Annotated in this window: 19 protein-coding genes; 14 read left to right on the forward strand and 5 right to left on the reverse strand. The window is 72.3% G+C overall.

Annotated elements, in window-relative coordinates:
• Window positions 1-7 precede the first annotated feature (7 nt).
• A complete protein-coding gene (locus ACRYR2_RS01610; RefSeq protein WP_432561058.1) occupies window positions 8-370 on the forward strand; it encodes a hypothetical protein in 363 nt (120 codons plus the stop codon).
• Here ACRYR2_RS01610 and arfA read toward each other — a convergent pair whose 3' ends face one another.
• Window positions 371-1879: an arabinosylfuranosidase ArfA gene (gene arfA, locus ACRYR2_RS01615; RefSeq protein WP_432561059.1), complete on the reverse strand. Its 1509-nt coding sequence runs from the start codon at window positions 1877-1879 to the stop codon at window positions 371-373. It abuts the gene before it with no gap.
• Between the two features lie 128 nt (window positions 1880-2007).
• Between arfA and ACRYR2_RS01620 the strand changes: the two genes are divergently transcribed.
• The 6 genes from ACRYR2_RS01620 (at window position 2008) to ACRYR2_RS01645 (ending at window position 9384) form a co-directional block, all read left to right on the forward strand.
• Window positions 2008-3048, forward strand: coding sequence for a LacI family DNA-binding transcriptional regulator (locus tag ACRYR2_RS01620; protein WP_432561060.1), 1041 nt, complete (start codon window positions 2008-2010; stop codon window positions 3046-3048).
• Between the two features lie 99 nt (window positions 3049-3147).
• On the forward strand, window positions 3148-4128 hold the full coding sequence (locus tag ACRYR2_RS01625) for a LacI family DNA-binding transcriptional regulator (protein WP_432561061.1): 981 nt from the start codon (window positions 3148-3150) through the stop codon (window positions 4126-4128).
• Between the two features lie 31 nt (window positions 4129-4159).
• Window positions 4160-5482 carry an ABC transporter substrate-binding protein gene (locus tag ACRYR2_RS01630; protein WP_432561062.1) on the forward strand — a complete coding sequence of 441 codons (1323 nt, stop codon included), beginning with the start codon at window positions 4160-4162 and terminating at the stop codon, window positions 5480-5482.
• A gap of 5 nt (window positions 5483-5487) precedes the next feature.
• Window positions 5488-6417, forward strand: a complete 930-nt coding sequence (locus ACRYR2_RS01635; protein WP_432561063.1) for a carbohydrate ABC transporter permease — start codon at window positions 5488-5490, stop codon at window positions 6415-6417.
• Window positions 6414-7295 carry a carbohydrate ABC transporter permease gene (locus tag ACRYR2_RS01640; protein ID WP_432561064.1) on the forward strand — a complete coding sequence of 294 codons (882 nt, stop codon included), beginning with the start codon at window positions 6414-6416 and terminating at the stop codon, window positions 7293-7295. The genes ACRYR2_RS01635 and ACRYR2_RS01640 overlap by 4 nt, the downstream gene beginning before the upstream one ends.
• A 1-nt stretch (window position 7296) precedes the next feature.
• Window positions 7297-9384: a beta-galactosidase gene (locus tag ACRYR2_RS01645; protein ID WP_432561065.1), complete on the forward strand. Its 2088-nt coding sequence runs from the start codon at window positions 7297-7299 to the stop codon at window positions 9382-9384.
• Window positions 9385-9461: 77 nt separating this feature from the next.
• Here ACRYR2_RS01645 and ACRYR2_RS01650 read toward each other — a convergent pair whose 3' ends face one another.
• Both ACRYR2_RS01650 and ACRYR2_RS01655 read right to left on the reverse strand, forming a co-directional pair.
• Window positions 9462-10283, reverse strand: coding sequence for a DUF559 domain-containing protein (locus ACRYR2_RS01650; RefSeq protein ID WP_432561066.1), 822 nt, complete (start codon window positions 10281-10283; stop codon window positions 9462-9464).
• A 52-nt stretch (window positions 10284-10335) separates the two neighbouring features.
• Window positions 10336-11364, reverse strand: coding sequence for an aldo/keto reductase (locus ACRYR2_RS01655; RefSeq protein WP_432561067.1), 1029 nt, complete (start codon window positions 11362-11364; stop codon window positions 10336-10338).
• A gap of 27 nt (window positions 11365-11391) precedes the next feature.
• On the opposite strand from ACRYR2_RS01655, the gene ACRYR2_RS01660 reads away from it, so the two are divergent.
• Complete coding sequence (locus ACRYR2_RS01660; protein WP_432561068.1) at window positions 11392-12363, forward strand: quinone oxidoreductase family protein; 972 nt, start codon at window positions 11392-11394, stop codon at window positions 12361-12363.
• On the opposite strand, the gene ACRYR2_RS01665 is transcribed toward ACRYR2_RS01660, so the two are convergent.
• Together ACRYR2_RS01665 and ACRYR2_RS01670 are read right to left on the reverse strand one after the other, a co-directional pair.
• Window positions 12353-13096, reverse strand: coding sequence for a VOC family protein (locus ACRYR2_RS01665; protein ID WP_432561069.1), 744 nt, complete (start codon window positions 13094-13096; stop codon window positions 12353-12355). The two genes, ACRYR2_RS01660 and ACRYR2_RS01665, sit on opposite strands and share 11 nt — an antisense overlap.
• Window positions 13097-13114: 18 nt before the next feature.
• Window positions 13115-13342 (reverse strand): DUF3072 domain-containing protein, encoded by a 228-nt coding sequence (locus ACRYR2_RS01670; RefSeq protein ID WP_432561070.1) that lies wholly within the window; start codon window positions 13340-13342, stop codon window positions 13115-13117.
• A gap of 94 nt (window positions 13343-13436) precedes the next feature.
• Between ACRYR2_RS01670 and metG the strand changes: the two genes are divergently transcribed.
• The 6 genes from metG to ACRYR2_RS01700 all read left to right on the forward strand — a co-directional run bounded on the left by metG (window position 13437) and on the right by ACRYR2_RS01700 (window position 21170).
• A complete protein-coding gene (metG, locus tag ACRYR2_RS01675; protein WP_432561071.1) occupies window positions 13437-15239 on the forward strand; it encodes a methionine--tRNA ligase in 1803 nt (600 codons plus the stop codon).
• A complete protein-coding gene (locus ACRYR2_RS01680; protein WP_432561072.1) occupies window positions 15236-16051 on the forward strand; it encodes a TatD family hydrolase in 816 nt (271 codons plus the stop codon). The genes metG and ACRYR2_RS01680 overlap by 4 nt, the downstream gene beginning before the upstream one ends.
• A gap of 253 nt (window positions 16052-16304) precedes the next feature.
• Window positions 16305-17510, forward strand: a complete 1206-nt coding sequence (locus tag ACRYR2_RS01685; protein WP_432561073.1) for a ubiquitin-like domain-containing protein — start codon at window positions 16305-16307, stop codon at window positions 17508-17510.
• The gene (gene rsmA, locus ACRYR2_RS01690) at window positions 17483-18373 is read left to right on the forward strand and encodes a 16S rRNA (adenine(1518)-N(6)/adenine(1519)-N(6))-dimethyltransferase RsmA (RefSeq protein WP_432561074.1); all 891 of its coding nucleotides are present in this window, start codon (window positions 17483-17485) and stop codon (window positions 18371-18373) included. The genes ACRYR2_RS01685 and rsmA overlap by 28 nt, the downstream gene beginning before the upstream one ends.
• An 11-nt stretch (window positions 18374-18384) precedes the next feature.
• On the forward strand, window positions 18385-19359 hold the full coding sequence (locus ACRYR2_RS01695) for a 4-(cytidine 5'-diphospho)-2-C-methyl-D-erythritol kinase (RefSeq protein ID WP_432561075.1): 975 nt from the start codon (window positions 18385-18387) through the stop codon (window positions 19357-19359).
• A complete protein-coding gene (locus tag ACRYR2_RS01700) occupies window positions 19359-21170 on the forward strand; it encodes an ABC-F family ATP-binding cassette domain-containing protein (protein WP_432561076.1) in 1812 nt (603 codons plus the stop codon). Before ACRYR2_RS01695 ends, ACRYR2_RS01700 begins: the two co-directional genes overlap by 1 nt.
• The last annotated feature ends 359 nt before the right edge of the window (window positions 21171-21529 follow it).

The following is a 21529-nucleotide window of genomic DNA, read 5'->3' on the forward strand; positions in this document are numbered from 1 at the left end:
TGGGGGCGTGACTGCTGAGTGGTGGGAGCGCGGCCGGGCGGCGGAGACGGCGCAGGCGCGCGCGATGCTGCGTGAGTTCGTGGCCGAACTGCAGCGGCGCGGGATCGCCCCGGAGACGTTGAGGGCCCGCGCGGGTTCGGCGCGGTACCGCACCGACGTCGTCGGCTGGTACCTGCGCGCCAACGGGTCGCTGGGGGTCGACGGGGCGGGGGAGTACTACGTCCTGGACGTCGCACCGAGCCTGCTCGGACGGTTCCGCGGGATCCACCTGGACCCCGCGGAACCGCCGTTGCAGATCGGCCGCGGCGCCCGCGATGGGGAGTCGGTCGAGCTGGCCGAACTCCTGCGCCGGCGCCTGGCCGAGGTGTGATCAGGCCTTGCGGAACTGCACGACCGCCCAGCTGAGCGGGGGCAGGACGACCGTCGCCAGACCCTCGGTGACGGTGACGTCGTCGAGGGTGCGCAGCCCGACGGCGGAGTGGTTCTCGAGGTTGGTCGTGTGCCGGTCCTGGCCCTCGGCCGCGGCGAGGTACTTGGCGTTGACCACGCGGTCGACGCCGAAACCGCGCAGCGGCACCTCCACCGAGGCGGAGTCGGCCTGGTCGCGGTTGGCCAGGAACACCGTGAGGGTCTCGTCGTCGTAGGTGGCCGAGGCGTCCACGACGTCGACGGCGTCGAACTTCGCGGTCTCGTACTTGTCCGACGTCGTGACGACCTGCAGCACGTTCCCGGTGGCCAGGCGGCGCACCTGCTCGAACGGGTGGGCGATGGTCTGCTTCCACGCCTCCCCGCCCGGCTCGCTGCGCAGCAGGCCGATGACGTTGACCAGCTGGGCCTGGGCGCCGATGTGGACGCGGTCGGCGTGCCGCAGCAGCGAGTTCAGCAGGGTGCCGACGACGACGGCGTCGGTGATGGAGTACTCGTCCTCGATGACGCGCGGGGCGACGTCCCACGGTTCCACGCCCGGGCCGTGGTGCGGCTTGGTCTGGTACCAGACGTTCCACTCGTCGAAGCTCAGGTTGATCTTCTTGGTGTGCTTGCCCTTGGCGCGCACGGCGTCCGCGGTCGCGACGACCTGGTCGATGAACAGGTCCATGTCGACCGCGGAGGCCAGGAAGCTGGCGGCGTCACCGTCGTGCTCCTGGTAGTAGGCGTGCAGCGAGACGTAGTCGACGGCGTGGTACGACAGTTCCAGGACGGTCTGCTCCCACGCGCCGAACGTCGGCATCGAGCGGCTGGAGGAACCCACCGCGACGAGTTCGATGTCCGGGTCGATCGACCGCATGGCCATGCCGGTCTCGGCGGCCAGCCGGCCGTACTCGGCGGCCGTCTTGTGGCCGGTCTGCCAGGGGCCGTCGAGTTCGTTGCCCAGGCACCACAACTTGATGCCGAACGGATCCTTGGAGCCGTGCTGGACGCGCAGGTCGGAGTACTTCGTCCCCGAGGTGTGGTTGCTGTACTCCAGCAGGTCGCAGGCCTCCTGCAGGCCGCGGGTGCCGAGGTTGACGGCCATCATGGGCTCGGTGCCGACCTTGCGGGCCCAGGCGTCGAACTCGGCGAGACCGAACTGGTTGGTCTCCACCGATCGCCAGGCGCGGTCGATGCGGCGGGGACGCTCCTCGCGCGGGCCGACGGAGTCCTCCCACTCGAAACCGGAGACGAAGTTGCCGCCGGGGTAGCGGACCACGGTGGGGCCCAGTTCCTTCGTCAGTTCCAGGACGTCGGTGCGCAGACCGTCCTCGTCGGCGCTGGGGTGGTCGGGTTCGAAGATGCCGGTGTAGACGCAGCGGCCCATGTGCTCGACGAACGAGCCGAACAGCCGGCGCGGGACCGGACCCACGGTGAAGGCGGGGTCGAGGGCGAGGCGAGCGGTGCGCACGAGGTTCTCTCCTGGTGAGGCGTCACGGCGGTGTGATGGTGGGAGGGCTTGCAACGTTGGAAGCAGTCAACGCGAAAGGCGGGGCGACGTCAAGGCTCCGGCCCGACCTTCGGTGGCACAATGCCCCGGTGCCCCAAGACACCGCGCGGCGAGCCGCTTCCCGCCCGACGACGTTGCGGGACGTCGCCTCGGCCGCCGGGGTGTCCATCAAGACGGTGTCCAACGTCGTCAACGACCACCCGCACGTGCGCCCCGAGATGCGGGCGCGGGTCAAGGCCGTCATCGCCGAGCTCGACTACCGGCCCAACGGGATCGGCCGCCAGCTGCGGCAGGGGCGCACGGGGCTGGTGGCGTTGGCCCTGCCCGACCTGACCAGCCCGTTCTACGGCGAGCTCGCCTCGGCGCTGGTGAACGCGGCGCGCGAGCGGGGCATCACGCTGCTGGTGGAGCAGACCGACGGCGACCTGGACCGCGAGCGCGAGGTGGCCGCCGGGTTCCCGGTGCGCCTGGTGGACGGTCTCGTCTTCGCCCCGCAGAGCATGCCCATCGGGGAACTGGCGCAACGGCGCGACAGCACGCCGGCCGTGCTCATCGGGGAGTACGGCGAGGGGTCGGGTTTCGACCGGGTCACGATCGACTCGGTCGACCTGGGCGACACCGCCGTCCGGCACCTGCTGGAGAGCGGCCGTCGCACGGTCGCGTTCATCGGCGACAAGGCGCGGACCGCGGACCGCCCGCCCGTCGTCGCCCAGCGGGTGGAGGGGTACCGGAAGGCGTTGCGGCGCGCCAAGGTCAAGTTCGATCCCGCGTTGCTGTGGCCGGTGCCGGAGTGGGAGCGCCAGCACGGTTACGAGGCGACCCTGGCGCTGATGGCCGCCCGGCCCGACGTCGACGCGATCTTCGCGGCCAACGACCTGCTCGCCTTCGGGGCGCTGCACGCGTTGCGGCGGCTGGGGCTGCGGTCGCAGGACGTCGCGGTCGTCGGTGTGGACGACGTGGAGCAGGCGCAGTACTCCTCGCCGACCCTCACGTCGATCGCGCTGGACCGCTCGGAGATGGCAGACCTGGCGCTGCGCCTGCTGGCCGACCGGCTGGCCGGCCACGACGGCCCCGAGCGCCTGCTGACGGTCTCGGGTCGTCTCGTGGTCCGGGAGAGCAGCGGCGGCTGACCGCCGGAACCTCCTTCGCGGTACCTGTTGACGTTTCCCGTTGACTACGTAGACACTCGGTGTTGACAAGGTAGTCAACGCACCAGACGAGGAGGTCCCGTGGCCGACCGCCGCCCCGCCGGCGTCGAAGTCGCCCGCCTCGCGGGCGTCTCGCAGAAGACGGTCTCCCGCGTCGTCAACGGCGAGCCGCACGTGTCCGCCGACGTGCGCGACCGCGTCCTGCGCGCCGCCGAGGAGCTCGGCTACCGCCCCAACCCCGCCGCCCGCGCCCTGCTCACCGGCCGCAACCGGCGGGTGGGCGTCGTCTGGTCCGGCCGTGACCTGTACGGGCCGGCGCAGGGGCTCGTGGCCCTCGAGCACGCCGCCCGGGCCCGCGGCTACTCGATCAGCCTGACCGCCGCCGGCCCGTCGGGGGACGTCACCGCCGCGGTGGAGTCCCTGCTGGCGCAGGGCGTCGACGGGGTCCTCATCGACGAACCCGTCGACGACCACCCGTTGCTGCGCCACCCCGCCCCGGTGCCGGTGCTCACGACGGGGCACGGCCCCGACGTCGAGGGGCACGACTGGGTCGCCGCGGTGGGCGCCGCGGTGCGGCACCTGCTCGGCCTGGGCCACCGCACCGTCCACCACGTCGGCGGGCCCGTCGACTGGTGGACCTCGCGGGACCGCGCGCGCGGCTGGCGCGAGGCGCTGCTGGACGCCGGCCGCGAGGTGCCCGAACCCCTGACCGGTGACTGGACCGCGGCCTCGGGGTACCGCGCCGGGGTCCGACTGCTGGACGACCCCACGGTCACCGCCGTGTTCTGCGCCAACGACGAGATGGCCATCGGCCTCGTCCGCGCCTGGGTCGAGGCCGGTCGCCGGGTTCCGCAGGACCTGTCCGTCGTCGGCCTCGACGACATCCCCGCCGCCGAGTTCGTCAACCCGCCGCTGACCACGATCCGGCAGGACTTCCAGCTCGCGGCCGACCTGGCCCTGACCCGCCTGGTGGACCGCATCGAGGGCCGGGACGCCCCGCCGCGGCCCACGCGCTCCGTGCCCTCGCTCGTGGTGCGGGGCTCGACGGCACCACCTTCCTGAAGACCCGAACGAGGAGTTGGAGAGGACAACGATGTCGCCCTCGAGATTGAGCCGGCGCGACGCGCTGCGGCTGGCCGGAACCGGCGCGGGCGCCGCCTTCCTGGCCGCCTGCGGATCCGGGCCGGCCGCCCCCGTGACGTCCGGGAACGTCACGCTCGACTTCTGGACCCACGACGAGGGGTACCAGACGTTCTTCGAGCGCGGGATCCCCGCCGCCGACGCGGCGACGAGCTTCCGCTACGCCATGGACACCACGCGCGCCGGTGCGCAGGACCTCATCACGAAACTGCTGGCCCAGGCCGTCGCCGAACGCGGCAAACCCGACGTCATCGGCATCGAGATCGGCCAGTTCGCCCGGTTGCAGCGCGGGGACCTGGCCGAGCGGTTGCTGTTCGACTGGACCGATCGTGTCGCCGACCTCGGCGACGACCTCATCGCCGCGCGCAAGGCCCCTTACACCAAGGACGGCAAGCTCTACGCGCTCGATTCCGACACCCCGATGACGGTGTACTACTACCGCGACGACCTGTTCGCGAAGTACGGACTGCCGACCGACGTCGGCAGCTGGGACGAGCTCGCGCAGGTCGGGGCCCGGGCCGCCGAGCAGCACGGGGTCTCCCTGGGCGTGCTGGCCGCCGGCAGCGACCTCGGGCAGATCGTCCAGGGTTACCAGATGCTGCTGCTGCAACGCGGTGGCCGCTTCTTCGACGAGGACGAGAACCTCGTCCTGGACTCCCCGGAGGCCGTCGAGGTGCTGCAGTTCGTCGTCGACGGGCTGGAGTCGGGGTTCATCACCACGGTCAACGACTTCTACGGCGCCAGCATGCAGGCCGGGCTGAAGTCGGAGAAGATCGCAGGCCTGTGGATGGCCAGCTGGTACTCCGCCTTCGGGCTGAAGCCCAACGTCCCCGAGCAGTCCGGAGCCTGGCGGTTGAGGGCCATGCCCGCCTGGTCCGGCGGTGGTTTCGCCACGGCCGTCGGCGGCGGAACGGGATTCGCGGCGATCGTCGAGGAGGCCAACACGCAGGCCGCGGCCGACTTCATCGCCTCCACCTGGATCACCCACGAGGGACAGGTGCGGCGCTTCCAGGAACTGACCTACCTGCCGACCCTGCGGTCGGTCTTCGACTCACCCGAACTCGAGGTCGCCGACGAGTACTTCGGTGGCCAGCAGCTCATCGACGTCTACCGGACGCTCGTCGACGACGTCCCGGAGTACTACCAGAGTCCCGACGTGTCCATCCTCAACGACGTCCTCTCCGGCTACCTCGTGAGCGCCTACCGCGGGGACCTGACCCCCGCGCAGGCGATCAAGGGTGCGGTCGAGGACTTCACCAACCAGGCAGGGAGGTGAGCGACGTGGCGACGACGCAGCGAGTGTCCGCCCCGGTCCTCAGCGGTACCCGGGGCCAGACCGGCACGGTGACCGGCACCAAGGCGCCCTACGCCTTCATCGCCCCGTTCTACGTGCTGTTCGTCCTGTTCATGGTCGTGCCGATCCTGGCCTCGCTGTACCTCAGCACGACCAGCTGGGTCGGGCTCGGGACCCCCGAGTTCGTCGGCCTGCGCAACTACGCGAACCTGCTCACCGACTCCAGCTTCCACAAGGCGCTGGCCAACACCCTCGTCTACGTCGCTGTCGCGGTGGTCGTCATCGTGCCGGTGTCGCTGCTGCTGGCAACGGCGCTGAACGCCAGGGGGCTGCGAGCGCGCGACGCGTTCCGGGTCACCTACTTCGTGCCGATGGTCGTCTCGCCCATCATCGTGGCGCTCATCTTCAGCCTCGTGTTCGACCGGAACTACGGGCTGGCCAACTCGGTGCTGCAGGCGTTGTTCGGCATCGGTGGCGTCGACTGGCTGGGGGAACCGGCGATCGCCAAGGTCGCCATCTCCCTGGTCATGCTGTGGCGCTGGGCCGGGTACCTGACGATCTTCTTCCTGGCCGGTCTGCAGAACGTTCCGAAGGACCTGTACGAGGCGGCCGCGCTGGACGGTGCGGGCTGGTGGCGCAGCTTCACCTCGGTGACGCTGCCCGCGCTCAAACCGGTCACGGCGTTCGTCACCGTCACCTCCTTCATCTCCGCCGCGCAGATCTTCGACGAGCCGTTCCTGCTGACCCGCGGCGGTCCCAGCGACCAGACCCTGTCGGTCGCGATGTTCATCTACCGCGCCGCCTTCGAGCGGCAGCAGTTCGGCTACGCGGCCGCGGCCGGGGTCGTGCTGTTCGTCGTCGTGTTCCTCGTCAGCCAGGGGTTCAACCGGCTGCTGGGCATCGGGAGGACCTCGTGAGCACCACCACCGTGAACCGTCCCGTCGGCCAGTCGCGGGTGACCGTCCGGCGCCCCCGGCCCAGCGCCGGGCGGGTGCTGCTGTACGTCACGCTGACCGTGCTCGCGCTCGCCTTCCTGGCCCCGTTGCTGTGGGCGCTGTCCGGGTCGTTCAAGGACCGGGGCGACATCTTCGCGGTCCCGGTCCAGCTCCTGCCGAGCGACCCGACGCTGGAGAACTACCGGAACCTGCTGACCACCCAGCCGTTCTGGGCGTGGTTCGGCGTCAGCACCACCGTGGCCGTCGTCGCCACCGTCGTGTCGGTGTTCGTCTGCGCCATGGCCGGGTTCGGCTTCGCCAAGTACACCTTCCGCGGCAAGCGGCTGCTGTTCTCGATCATGTTCAGCTCGCTGTCGATCCCGTTCGCGGTGATCCTCGTGCCGCTGTTCGTCCTGCTGGTCAAGGCCGGGCTGGGCAACCCCTGGTTCGCGCTCATCGTGCCGTGGGTGGCGCCCGCCTTCGGCATCTTCATGATGCAGCAGTACATCGTGCAGTCCGTGCCCGACGACGTCCTGGAGGCCGCCCGCATCGACGGCTGCAGCGAGATGCGGACGTTCCTGACCATCGTCCTGCCGCTGCTGCGGCCCTCGCTGGGCGCCCTGGCGGTGTGGACGTTCCTGCAGAGCTACAACAGCTTCCTGTGGCCGCTGGTCATCGTCTCCGACATCGACCGGGCGACGATCCCGCTGGGCCTGCAGACGCTGTTCTTGTCCGAGAACCGTTCCTACGACCTCGTGCTGGCCGGCGCGGTGCTCGCCACCGTGCCGACGATCCTGGTCTTCCTGCTGCTGCGCAAGCAGTTGCTCGAAGGGCTGGCGGCCGGCGCGGTGAAGGGCTGACGTGTACACCTCCCCGGACCGCGTGCGCTTCGGCGCCGCCTACTACCACGAGTACCAGCCGGCGTACCAGGCCGCACCGACGTTGAAGGAGGACCTCGACCTCATGGTCGAGGCCGGCTTCACCGTCATCCGCGTCGGCGAGTCGGTGTGGTCGACGTGGGAACCCGAGAACGGCCGGTTCGACCTCGACTGGCTGCAGCCCGTCCTCGACGGTGCCCACGAACGCGGCATCGACGTCGTGCTCGGCACCCCGACCTACGCGGTGCCGCCGTGGCTGGCGCGGACCTACCCCGAGATCGCCGGGGAGACCGCGACGGGTGTGCGGATGGGGTGGGGGCAGCGGCAGGAGGTCGACTACACCCATCCCGCGTTCCGCTTCCATGCCGAACGGGTCGTCCGGGCCGTCGTGGCCCGCTACGCCGACCACCCCGCCGTCGTCGGGTTCCAGGTCGACAACGAACCCGGCATGCAGCTCTTCCACAACCACGGGGTGTTCCAGCGCTTCGTCGACCGGCTGCGCCGGCAGTACGGCGACGTCGAGACGCTCAACCGCGAGTGGGGCCTGGCCTACTGGTCGCACCGGCTGAGCGACTGGACCGACCTGTGGCGCCCGGACGGCAACGTCCAGCCGCAGTACGACCTGGCCTGGCGACGGTTCCAGGCGGAGCTGACGACCGAGTTCATCGGGTGGCAGGCCGACATCGTCCGCGAGTACGCCGGTGAGCAGCAGTTCGTCACCACCTGCATCGCCTACGACCGGCCCGGGGTCGAGGACGACGCGCTCACCGCCCGGCTCGACGTCACCGCGGGCAACCCGTACTACACGATGCAGGAGGGCCTTGAACTCCCGGCGCCGGCGCGGGAGCAGCAGGGCTGGACGACGAACGGCGTCTGGGCGCTGTACCAGTCCGCGGACCGGATGCGCTCGTCCCGGCAGGCCAACTTCCTGGTCACCGAGACCGACGCGCAGGCCATCGGCATGCCGTGGGTCAACCGGCCCGGGTTCGACGGGCAGTGGCGGCAGGCCGGGTGGGCGCTGGTCTCGCGCGGCGCCGACATGGTCGAGTACTGGCACTGGCACACGCTGCACTTCGGCGCCGAGACCTACTGGGGCGGCGTGCTGCCGCACTCGGGTCAGCCGGGAAGGGTGTTCGCCGAGATCGCCGCGCTCGGCGCGGAGTTCAAGGCCGCGGGCGCGCTGGTCACGGGCCTGCGACCGCACCACGACGTGACGCACGTGTACTCCAGCGACAGCAAGTGGTCGATGCAGGAGGCGCCGCCGCTGGCGACCGCGGACGGTGGCCCGGACCGGCGGGCCTACACCGGAATCACCGAGCCGTTCTACCGCGGGGCGTTCGAGGCCGGGGCACAGCAGCGTCTGCTGCACGTGAGCCAGCTCGGCGGGGACGGCGCCGGCGACCTCGAGGAGTTCGTGGCGCAGAACCCGGTGCTGGTCGCGGCGGGGTTCTACGTCGCCGACGACGACTCGCTGGACTTCCTGCGCCGCTACGCCCTGGCAGGTGGCCACCTCGTGCTCGGCCCGCGCACCGGGTACGGGGACACCGAGAACCGGGCCCGCGCCGCCCGGCAGCCCGCGGTGCTGTCCGAGGTCGCCGGGGTCTGGTACGACGAGTTCTCCAACCTCGTCCGCGACGTCCCCGTCACCGGGTTGCCCGGTACCGCGACGCGCTGGGCCGACGGGTTGCAGGTGCTCGAGGGGACAGAGGTGCTGGCGACCTACGAGGACCGGCACTACGGCCGGTGGCCCGCCGTGACCACGCGCGCCGCGGGCTCGGGGCGGGTGACGACCGTCGGCACGGTTCCGGACGCGACCCTGGCCCGCGCGGTGTTCGACCGGGTCCTCGCCGGGCTGGACACGTCGTGGCGGGGGACCTCGGGCACGGTCACGGCGACCTCGGCGACGGCCCGCGACTCCTCGACCGTCCGGTTCCTGCACAACTGGTCCTTCGATCCCGCGAGCGTGGAACTGCCCGTGGACGTTCGGGACGTGGTGAGCGGCGTGGAACTGGCCGCCGGGTCGGTGCTGGCACTCGGTGCGCACGACGTGCGGGTCCTCGTGGAGCTCTGACGTGTCACGGATCCTGCATCGAGACCCCGCTCCGGGCTTTCGACCCACCGTCTGAGCGTCTCGTTGCAGGATCCGTGTCACCGACGGGGTGGGCCGGCCGCGTGAACGCGCCGCACCTCCTGCAGGAACGTCTCACGTCGGAGGACCTCCACGGCCGGGAAACGGATGACCACGTACCCCTGTGGGTAGGCAGCCCGGTCGCGGCGCCGGTCGTTGGCGAACGCCTTCGACTCCCGGTGGTACTCGGAACCGTCGATCTCCACGACCAGCCAGCCGTCGACGAGGATGTCGATCCAGCCGACCTCGTCGATGAACACCTGGGTGTCGACCGCGAACCCGGCGAGGACGAGGAAGACCCGCGCCCACGATTCCGGCGGTGACATCGACCGGCCATCGACCAGGTCGAGCAACGCGCGAACGGGGTCGCTGGGGTGCAGCGACCTGCGGGCGGCGGCGAGCTCGGTCTGCGAGACCAGGTCGTGGTGCAGGGCGTGGTCGGCGATCGCCACCCCCTCATGGGCCTCGCAGCAACGCAGGCAGTCCAGCAGCGTCTGCAGAAGATCCGTGCGGCGGCCGTCGTGTGAGACCTCGCGGCGGTGGACGACGGTTCGCGGCCAGGTCCTCGTGGTTCCGCGCGATGCGGTGACGTGAACGGGCCGGGCGACGCCGAGCACCGGCAGGCCGCGATCCACCGCGGCCGAGGCGCAGGACAGGACGCCGTCCACCGCGGCGGCCGCGAGTGCCGCCGGATCGCAGTTCGGCAGGTGGTAGAGGCCCGCCTCCGGTCGCTCGACGAGGCCGGCGGCCACGGCGCGTTCGAGAGTTCGGCGGGGGACGCTCCGCAGGCGGCGGGTTCGGGCGGCGCCGCCGGCGCGGCGGAGGGTCTCCACGGGGTCCACCCGACGAGGGTGCCCCAGGTCGCGCCGAACCCCTCGGAGTTGTCCACAGGCCTCACGCGGGGCGGCGGCGCCCGGCCTTCTCGAACCCGGGGTGGGGACGGCGGCCGCCGTCGGCGGCGCTGAACGTCGTACCGGGCGGGACGATCTCGTCGATCCGGTCCAGCACGTCCTCGGGGACCGTGTAGTCGACCGCGCCGAGCTGGCTCTCCAGCTGCTCCATCGTCCGCGGGCCGATGATGGCGCTGGTGACGCCGGGGTGGCGCAGGGTGAAGGCGATGGCCAGGTGCACCAGGGACACGCCGGCCTCGTCGGCGAGCGCACCGAGGGCGTCGGCGGCCTCGAACTTGCGCTGGTTGGCCGGGTCGGACATGTCGTAGCGGGCGGGCATCCGCTGCGACCGGCTGCTGGTCGGGTGGTCGGCGCCCTTGCGGTACTTCCCGGACAGCCAGCCACCGGCCAGCGGCGACCACACGAGGGTGCCCATCCCGAACTGCTGCGTCACCGGCAGCAGTTCCTCCTCGATGCCGCGCACGAGCATCGAGTACGGCGGCTGTTCGGTGACGAAGCGTTCCCGGCCGCGTTCCTCCGCCACCCACTGCGACTCCACGACGAGCGAGGCGGGGAACGTCGAGGACCCGATGGCCAGGACCTTGCCGGCGCGGACCAGGTCGGTCAGCGCACCGAGGGTCTCGTCGATCGCGGTCGTGTAGTCGGGCCGGTGGATCTGGTACAGGTCGATGTGGTCGGTCTGCAGCCGGCGCAGGCTGTCCTCGACGGCACGCACGATCCACCGCCGGGAGTTGCCGGAGCGGTTGACGCCCTCGCCCATCTGGTTGTGCACCTTGGTGGCCAGGACGACCTCGTCGCGGCGACCGAGCAGGGCCTTGCCGACGATCTCTTCGCTCTCGCCCTGGGAGTAGACGTCCGCGGTGTCCACGAAGTTGATGCCCGCGTCGAGGGCGCGGTGGACGATCGCCACGGAGTCGTCGTGGTCGGGGTTGCCCCAGGCGCCGAACATCATCGCGCCGAGGCACAGTTCGCTGACCTGGATGCCCGTCGTGCCGAGCGTGCGCATCTGCATGGGCGCGACGCTACGACCAGTGGCACCATGCCGCGCGTGCGAGCCGTGCAGATCGAGAAGACCGGAGGGCCGGAGGTCCTCACCGTCGCCGACGTCGCCGCGCCCGAGCCCGGACCGGGGCAGGTCCTGGTGGACGTCGAGGCCGCGGGCGTCAACTACATCGACACCTACCGCCGCGGCGGGGTGTACCCCCTGCAGCTCCCGGCGGTGCTGGGCAGCGAGGGCGCCGGGCGGGTCGCCGGGTTCGGCGCCGGGGTGCGGGGTTTCGAGCTCGGGCAGCTGGTGGCCTGGAAGGAGGCGCCGGGCAGCTACGCCGAGCAGGTGCTCGTGCCCGCGGCCGAACTGGTGCCCGTTCCCGAAGGGGTGGACGCGCACACGGCGGCCGCCGTCCTGCTGCAGGGGCTGACGGCGCACTACCTGTGCACCGACACCTACCCCGTCACCGGGGGCACCTGGGCGCTGGTGCACGCCGGCGCCGGCGGGGTGGGACTGCTGCTGACGCAGATGCTGAAGCTGCGCGGGGCCATGGTCCTCACGACGACGTCGACGCCGGAGAAGGCCGAGCTGTCGCGCCGGGCCGGCGCCGACGAGGTCGTCGGGTACGCCGAGGCGACCGCGCGGGCGCGGGAGCTGACCGGCGGCCGTGGCGTCGACGTGGTCTACGACAGCGTCGGCAAGGACACCTTCGACGCCAGCCTGCAGGCGCTGCGGCCGCGCGGGCTGATGGTGCTGTTCGGCGGGTCCAGCGGGCAGGTGCCGCCGTTCGACGTCCAGCGGCTCAACACCGCGGGGTCGCTGTTCCTGACCCGGCCGACGCTGGGGTCCTACACGCAGACCCGGGAGGAACTGCTGGCGCGCACCGAGGAGGTGTTCGGCTGGATCGCGGCCGGCGACCTCGACGTGCGGGTCGGGCACACCTACCGGCTCGAGGACGTCCGGCGCGCCCACGAGGACCTCGAGGGCCGGCGCACGACCGGCAAGCTGCTGCTCATCCCGTAGTTCCCGACAGCACGCAGAACTCGTTGCCCTCCGGGTCGGCCAGGACGGTCCAGCTGACGCCGGTGCCCTGGCCGATGTCGACGTGCCGGGCGCCGGCGTCCCGGGCGTCGGCCAGCACCCGGTCGCGGCCCCGGCCGTGCGCGGTGGCGCGGACGTCGAGGTGCCAGCGGTTCTTCACGGTGTGCGGGGTGGAGGAGGCGACGAACTCCAGGTACGGCCCGCCCGCGCCGCGCAGCGCCGCCACCCGGGGCGAACTGCGCACGACGGACATCCCGGCCAGCGGGGACCAGAACCGCGCCTGCGCGGGCGGATCGGCGGCCAGGCAGACGATCGCGGCGACCCGGCCCGTGCCGTCGTACTCCGGCCGCGGGTCCAGGACGCAGAACTCGTTGTCCTCCGGATCGGCCAGCACGGCCCACGGCGCGTTCCCCTGACCGACGTCGACGCGGCGCGCGCCGAGGTCGAGGAGGAACTCGACCGTCTCGCGCTGGTCGGCGGGGGAGGAGGAGTCCAGGTCCAGGTGCACCCGGTTGGGGCCCTGCTTGGTGCCGGGGGCGTGCAGGAAGACCAGCTCGATCCCGGGCTCGCCCTCGGGGGGCACCACGTCGGTCTCGTCGGCGTCGGCGTAGCCCAGACGCCAGTCCAGGGCCTGGCGCCACCAGTGCGCCAGGCGGACCGGATCGTCGGCGTCCACGACGACGTTGACCAGGCGACTGTCCGGCCGGCTGTCCACGGTGAGGACGCTAGCGCGTCAGGAGGCGCCGCGGCCGGTCTCCTTCTGCAGTTCGTCGATGAGCTCGGAGGCACGGGCCTTGTCGAGGTCGTCGGGCAGGTCGCGGCCGGCCTCGCGGGCCAGCGTCTGCAGGTAGCTGCGCTGGGGTCCGGTCATCGGCTCGTCGCCGGTGACCCAGGTCTCGGGGTCCTTCTCGGCGCTCTGCGTGGGGTCGGAGGGCTGCTCGGGCGTCTGCTGTTCGCTCACGCAGCGACCGTACGACGGTCTTCGAACACCCGCTCGGCGAGGAGGCGGCGGACGGGCGGTCCGGGCGTCCCGGCCCCCGCCTAGACTCACGGCCATGACCCACGTCCTGTCCGCGGTGGCATGGCCCTACGCCAACGGCCCCCGTCACATCGGCCACGTCGCCGGCTTCGGCGTCCCCTCCGACGTGTTCAGCCGGTACATGCGGATGGCGGGTCACGACGTCCTCATGGTCTCCGGCACCGACGAGCACGGCACGCCGATCCTGGTCCAGGCCGAGCAGGAGGGGTTGAGCCCGCAGCAGCTCGCCGACCGGTACAACCGGGTCATCGCCGAGGACCTGCAGGGCCTGGGCCTGTCCTACGACCTGTTCACCCGCACCACGACGGCCAACCACCACGCGGTCGTGCAGGAGATGTTCCGCACGGTCCACCGCAACGGCTACATGGTCGCGCGCAAGGGCATGGGCGCGATCTCGCCGTCCACGGGCCGCACGCTGCCCGACCGCTACGTCGAGGGAACCTGCCCGATCTGCGGCTACGACGGCGCACGCGGGGACCAGTGCGACAACTGCGGCAACCAGCTCGACGCCATCGAGCTGAAGAACCCGCACAGCCGCATCAACGGCGAGACGCCGGTGTTCGTGGAGACCGAGCACTTCTACCTCGACCTGCCGGCCGTGGCCGACGCCCTGGGGTCGTGGTTGCAGGGCCGGGGGGAGACGGGACGGTGGCGGCCGAACGTCCTGAACTTCTCCAGGAACCTCCTCGAGGACATGAAACCCCGCGCCATGACGCGCGACATCGACTGGGGAATCCCGATCCCGCTGGCGGGCTGGGAGGACAACCCGGCCAAGCGGCTGTACGTGTGGTTCGACGCCGTCATCGGCTACCTGTCGGCGTCGGTGGAGTGGGCGCGCCGGTCCGGCGACGACGACGCCTGGCGCAAGTGGTGGACCGACCCGTCCGCGGAGTCGTACTACTTCATGGGCAAGGACAACATCACCTTCCACTCCCAGATCTGGCCGGCCGAACTCCTCGCCTACGACGGCCTGGGGTCGCACGGGGGGTCGCCCGGCAAGTTCGGGAACCTCAACCTGCCCACCGAGGTCGTGGCCAGCGAGTTCCTGACCATGGAGGGCAAGCAGTTCTCCTCCAGCCGCGGCGTCGTCATCTACGTGCGCGACGTCCTGGCCCGCTACCAGCCGGATGCGTTGCGGTACTTCATCTCCGCGGCCGGGCCGGAGAACAACGACTCCGACTTCACCTGGCAGGAGTTCGCGACCCGCGCGACCTCCGAACTCGTCGCCGGCTGGGGCAACCTGGTGAACCGGACAGCCTCGCTCATCGCCAAGAACGTCGGCGAGATCCCCGCGGCCGGCGAGCTGACCGACGCCGACCGCGCGCTGCTGGACACCACGCGGGCCGGTTTCGGTGCCGTCGGCGAGCTCATCGAGCACCACCGCCAGCGCGCCGGGCTGGGGGAGGCCATGCGGATCGTCGGCGAGGTGAACAAGTACCTCACCGACCAGGAACCCTGGAAGATCAAGAACTCCGACCCCGAGCGGATGCGGACCGTCCTGCACGTCACGGCGCAGGCCGTCGCGGACTGCCGGACGCTGCTGTCGCCGTACCTGCCGCACTCGGCGCAGAAGGTGCACGAGGCGTTCGGCGGGACCGGCACGGTCTCGCCGCTGCCGGAACTGCGCGAGGTGACCGACCTCGACGACGGCCGGCCGTACCCGGTCCTCACCGGGGACTACCGGCGCGGGGAGACGCTGCCGCAGTGGGCGCCGCACCCGATCGTGCCGGGCACCCCGGTGGCCGCGCCGACGCCCATCTTCACCAAGCTCGACGTCGCCGCGGTCGTCGAGGACGAACTCGCGCGGCTGCAGGAGTGACGCGCCCACCCGCGCCCGAACCGCTCGCGGTCGCGGTCGTCGACAACCACACGCACCTGGACTGCGAGACCCCGCAGGACGTGGAGGCGTTGCTGGCGGCGGCCGCGGCGGCGGGGGTGCCGCGCAGCGTCCAGATCGGCTGCGACCTGGACGCCGCGCGCTGGACGGTCGCCGCGCTGGACCACCACCCCCAGCTGCTGGGCGGGGTCGCCCTGCACCCCAACGAGGTCCCCGGCCTCGTGGCCGCCGGAGAGTACGAGGCGGCGCTGGCCGAGATCGCCTCACTGGCCGCGCACCCGCGGGTCCGGGTGGTCGGCGAGACGGGGCTGGACCACTTCCGCACGCCGCCGGAGCAGTGGCACCTGCAGGAGGAGGCGTTCCGCGCCCACATCCGGCTGGCCAAGGAACTCGGGCTGGCGCTGCAGATCCACGACCGGGACGCCCACGAGGACGTCCTGCGCGTCCTGGCCGACGAGGGCGCGCCCGAGCGCACGGTGTTCCACTGCTTCTCCGGCGACGCGGCCATGGCCCGGGTCTGCGGCGACGCCGGCTACCACCTGTCCTTCGCCGGCACGGTGACGTTCAAGAACGCCGAGCCGCTGCGGGAGGCCCTGCGGGCCGCGCCGCGGGACCGGATCATGGTCGAGACCGACGCGCCGTACCTGACGCCGACCCCGCACCGGGGCCGGCCGAACGCCGGCTACCTCGTCCCGCTGACGGTCCGGGCGATGGCGCGGACCCTCGGAGCCGACCTCGACGAGCTGTGCGCGCAGCTCACCGCCACGACGGAAGCGGTCTACGGGCCCTGGTGACGTCGCCGGGTGACTTCGGTCACGCACCCGGCCACCCGATCGGCTCAACGGGTGCAGATCACGAGGGTGACGGCGTGATCACCGGGTCAAGCGGTCACGGGAGCTTGTCGAAGAGGTCTCGGAGCGGTTACGGTCCGCTCCTGTCGGCCGGATCGAGGCGGCTGGACGAATCGTGTGCGCGCGGGGACGGGGGTCCCTCCGGGCGGACGCGCGTCCGGATCTCGTGCCCGGGCACATCGTCGAAGGATCCCTCGTGCAGTTGCGCCTCGCCCACGCTGTCCGCAAGACCTCCCGCACCGTCCGCCTGGCCGCCGGGGGCACGTGCCTGGCCGCCGTGGTCGGCGGCACGGTCGCCTTCACCGCCCTCGACAAGGACGTCGTGGTCGACGCCGACGGGCAGCGGACCGAGGTGAGCGCCTTCGGCGGCACCGTCGGTGACGTCCTGCAGGACCAGGGCATCTCGATCGGGGAGCACGACATCGTGGCCCCCGCCGCCGACACGGAACTCGCCGACGGGCAGACGATCGTCGTGCGCTACGGCCGCGAGCTCACGCTCACCGTCGACGGTGAGACCAAGACCTACTGGACCACCGCGCAGACCGTCGACGCGGCCCTGGCCGACCTCGACGTGCGCGCCGACGGCGCCAAGCTGTCCGCCTCCCGCTCCGAGCCGCTGGGCCGCCAGGGTCTGGCCCTGGACGTGACCACGCCCAAGGAGGTCGCGGTCTTCGCCGACGGCCAGCGCATCGGGCTGACCAGCACCGCGACCGACGTCGACGGCCTGCTGGCCGAGGCCGGCGTGACCGTCCGCGAGGGCGACGAGGTCACCGCGGCCGGCGACACCCGCCTGACCCCCGGCTTCACCGTCGGCGTCATCCGGATCGACCGTTCCACCAGCACCGAGCAGGTGGCGATCGCGCACGGCACCCGCACCGAGGAGACCGACACCCTCTACAAGGGGGAGAAGAAGGTCGTCACCGCCGGCGTCGACGGGTCCAAGACCCTCACCTACGCCGACGTGTTCCGCGACGGTGTGCGCACCCAGCACGACGTGACCGGCGAGGTCGTCGACCTCGCCCCCGTCGAGGAGGTCGTCCAGGTCGGCACCAAGGCCCGGCCCGCGCCGGCCCCGGCGCCCGCGGCGGCCTCGTCGTCCTCGTCGTCCTCCTCGTCCTCCTCGTCCTCCTCGTCCTCCGGTGGTGGCGGGTCCGTCGGCGGCGGCGCCGACTCGCTGAACTGGGGCGCGCTGGCCAAGTGCGAGTCGGGTGGCAACCCCTCGATCGTCTCGGCCAACGGCAAGTACCACGGCCTCTACCAGTTCTCGGTGAGCACCTGGAAGTCGGTCGGCGGCAGCGGCCTGCCCAGCCAGGCCTCGGCCGACGAGCAGACCTACCGCGCCAAGCTGCTCTACCAGCGCTCCGGTGCCGGACAATGGCCCGTGTGCGGCAAGAAGCTCTGAGTTCCCTCCTGTCGGCCAGGGACGTTCGCGACCTGGCCGACAGGCTCGGCATCCGACCGACGAAGACCCTCGGGCAGAACTTCGTCGTCGACGCCAACACCGTCCGGCGCATCGTCCGGGTCGCCGACCTGGCCCCCGACGACGTCGTGGTCGAGGTCGGCCCCGGGCTCGGCTCGCTGACGCTGGCGCTGCTGGAGGTCGTCGACCGCCTCGTCGCCGTCGAGATCGACCCGGTGCTGGCCGCCGAGCTGCCGACCACCCTGGCCGAGCGCGCCCGGGCCGGGACGTCCTTCGAGGTCGTCCTGTCCGACGCGCTGAAGGTCACCGAGCTGCCCGGGCCGGCGCCCACCGCGCTGGTGGCGAACCTGCCCTACAACGTCGCGGTCCCGGTGCTGCTGACGATGTTCCAGCGCTTCCCGACGCTGCGGCACGGCGTCGTCATGGTCCAGTCCGAGGTCGCCGACCGGCTCGTGGCCGGACCCGGCAGCCGCACCTACGGCGTGCCCAGTGTCAAGACGGCCTGGTACGCCGTCGCCAAGCGCGCCGGGGCGGTGCCACCGCCGGTGTTCTGGCCGGTGCCGCGCGTCGACTCCGGGCTCGTGGCCTTCACCCGCCGCGAACCGCCGCGGACGTCGGCGACCCGTGAGCAGGTCTTCGCCGTCGTCGACGCCGCCTTCGCCCAGCGCCGCAAGACCTTGCGCGCCGCCCTGGCGGGCTGGGCCGGGTCGCCGGCGCGCGCCGAGGAGCTGCTGCGTGCGGCCGGGGTGGACCCCTCGGCGCGCGGGGAGCAGCTGACCGTCGAGGACTTCGCCCGCATCGCCGCCCAGGCGTCCAGGTCGGGTGGACTCCCGACGACACCGTAGGGTCGGACCTCGTGTCCGGCAGTCCCTCCACCCCCTCCGCCGGGGTCACCGCGCGGGCTTCGGCCAAGGTCAACCTGCTGCTGCAGGTCGGGCCGCGCCGCGACGACGGCTTCCACGACCTGGTGACGGTCTTCCAGGCCGTCTCGCTGCACGAGGACGTCACCGCGACCCCCGCCGACGAGTACGGCATCACCGTCGAGTCCGTGGGCGGCACCGACGTCAGCGGTGTGCCGCTGGACGGGTCCAACCTCGCGCTGCGGGCCGCGCGGCTGCTGGCCGAGCGCGCCGGCGTCGACGAGCCCGTGCACCTGCACGTGCGCAAGGAGGTCCCGGTGGCGGGCGGGATGGCCGGGGGGTCGGCCGACGCCGCCGCGGCCCTGGTCGCCTGCGACGCCTTGTGGCGGTTGCACTCCGGGCTGGACGGTCTGGCCGAACTGGGGGCCGAGCTCGGTTCCGACGTGCCCTTCGGGCTGCACGGGCGCACCGCCGTGGGCACCGGCCGCGGCGATCGGCTGGTGCCCGTCCTGACCACCGCGAGCTTCTCGTGGGTGTTCGTCCTGGGCACGGCGGGGTTGTCCACCCCGGCCGTCTTCGCCGAGTGCGACCGGCTGCGCGGGCTGGACGACTGGAGCGCCCCGCCCGCCGACGGGCGCCTGGAGGCCGTGGAGTTCGCCCTGCGCAGCGGGGACGTGCAGGCGCTGGGCGAGGCGTTGTCCAACGACCTGGCCGAGGCCGCCTGCTCGCTGGCCCCCGAGCTGACGGCGACCCTGGAGGCCGGCCGCGCGGCCGGGGCCGTGGCCGGGGTCGTCTCCGGATCGGGGCCGACCGTCGCGCTGCTGGTCTCCTCGCCCGCCGAGGCCCGGCGGCTGGTCCGCGACCTGGCCCCGGTCCTCGGCGAGGGCCGGCTGCGCACCGCGACCGGACCCGTCCCGGGGGCACGCGTCCTCGAACCCGTCGGCACCACCCGTTCCACGAGAGGCTCCTGATGTCCAACCTGGTGAGCGCCGAGAGGCTCACCGTCGTCCACGGCTCGCGCACGCTCCTCGACGAGGTGTCGCTGGGCGTCTCCGAGGGCGACCGGATCGGCGTCGTCGGCCGCAACGGCGACGGGAAGTCGACGCTGCTGCGCCTGCTGACCCGCAGCCAGGAACCCGACGGCGGCCGCATCACGCACACCGGTGGTTTGCGCCTGGGCATGCTGTCGCAGGCCGACACCCTGCCGCCCGGGGCGACCGTGCGCGAGGCCGTGCTCGGCGACCAGCCCGCCCACGCCTGGGCCTCGCAGTCGTGGGTGCGGGACGTCGTCGCCGGCCTGCTCGGCGACCTGGACGCCTCCGAGGTCGGCGGCCTGGACGCCGTCGTCTCCACGCTGTCCGGTGGCCAGCGCCGGCGGGTCGCGCTGGCGGCCCTGCTGGCCGGCGAGCACGACCTCGTCGTCCTGGACGAGCCCACCAACCACCTCGACGTCGAGGGTGTCGCCTGGCTGGCCGAGCACCTGCGCGGCCGGTGGGCCGCCGGATCCGGCGCGCTGCTGGTCGTCACCCACGACCGCTGGTTCCTCGACGCGGTCTGCGAGCGGGTCTGGGAGGTCCACGACGGGGTCGTCGACGCCTACGACGGCGGCTACGCCGCGTACGTGCTGACCCGGGCCGAGCGCGCCCGCGTCGCCGCTGTCACCGAGGAGCGCCGGCAGAACCTGCTGCGCAAGGAGCTGGCCTGGCTGCGCCGCGGCGCTCCGGCCCGCACGAGCAAACCGCGCTTCCGCATCGACGCGGCCAACGCCCTCATCGAGGACGTGCCCCCGCTGCGGGACACCGTCGAGCTGGCCCGGATGGCCACCACCCGCCTGGGCAAGGACGTCGTCGACCTCGAGGACGTCACCCTCGCCTTCCGCGGCAAGACCCTGCTGGACCGGGTGACGTGGCGGCTGGGCCCGGGCGACCGGGTCGGGATCGTCGGCGTCAACGGCGCGGGCAAGTCCTCGCTGCTGCGGCTGGTCAACGGCACCCAGGTGCCGGACGCGGGCCGGGTCAGGCGCGGGCAGACCGTCGTGGTGGCGACGTTGTCGCAGGAGGTCCGTGAACTCGACGAGGTGGGCGAGCTGCGGGCGCTGGAGGCGGCCGACAAGGTCGCCAGCCACGTCCGGCTCGGCGACCGCGACGTCTCGGCCGGGCAGCTGCTGGAGCGTCTGGGGTTCACCGCCCAGCGCGCCTGGACCCGCGTGGACGACCTGTCCGGCGGTGAGCGCCGCCGGCTGCAGCTGCTGCGGCTGCTGATGGCCGAGCCGAACGTCCTGCTGCTGGACGAGCCGACCAACGACCTGGACACCGACACCCTGGCCGCGGTCGAGGACCTGCTCGACGGGTGGCCCGGAACCCTCGTCGTGGTCAGCCACGACCGGTACCTGCTGGAGCGCATCACCGACCGGCAGGTCGCCCTGCTCGGCGACGGCACCGTGCGCGACCTGCCGAACGGGGTGGAGGAGTACCTCCAGCGGCGGGCGCAGCTCAAAGCCGCGGGGGAGACGCGTCCCGCCTCCGCGGTGGAGCCGTCGGCGAACGGCGGGGTGCCCGCCGTCGACGGCGCCGCCGTGCGCGCGGCCCGCAAGGAGATGGCCCGCGTCGAACGGCAGCTGGAGAAGCTGTCGCGCCGCGAGGAGCAGCTGCACGCGCAGCTGGCCGCGCAGGCGACCGACCTGGCGGCCGTCACCGCGCTCGACGGTGAGCTGCGCGCGCTGGGTGCCGAGCGTGAACAGCTCGAGGAACTGTGGTTGACGGCCTCGGAACTGGTGGAGTGACCGCTTCACCGATTCGATCACTCAGCGTGGTCGACCGTGATCACTACGCTGAACGGGTGAGCCCATCGGGTCCAATCGTGCACGGGATCCGTGACGCGCGCTGTCACCCCTTGCGTCGTTCGGGTGGCTTTCCCCTACTCTGAGCCACGCACCGGTGGTCTGACGTGGGGGCGTCACTCCGGGGCCGCCGCCGGTGATCGGCGGCCGACGCACCAAGTCCAGGGGGGACCTTGAGCATCAGCGACGTGCCCGGCGCCAGAACGGCACCGGGCGAACTGGACGACCAACTCCTCGGCACCTCACCAGCGGACGAGATCGTCGACCCGGTCCGCCGGGAGCGTCTGCTGGTCCCGCGTCAG

Origin of the sequence: Kineococcus deserti, from assembly GCF_050871945.1 — a bacterium.
Taxonomy (GTDB): domain Bacteria; phylum Actinomycetota; class Actinomycetes; order Actinomycetales; family Kineococcaceae; genus Kineococcus.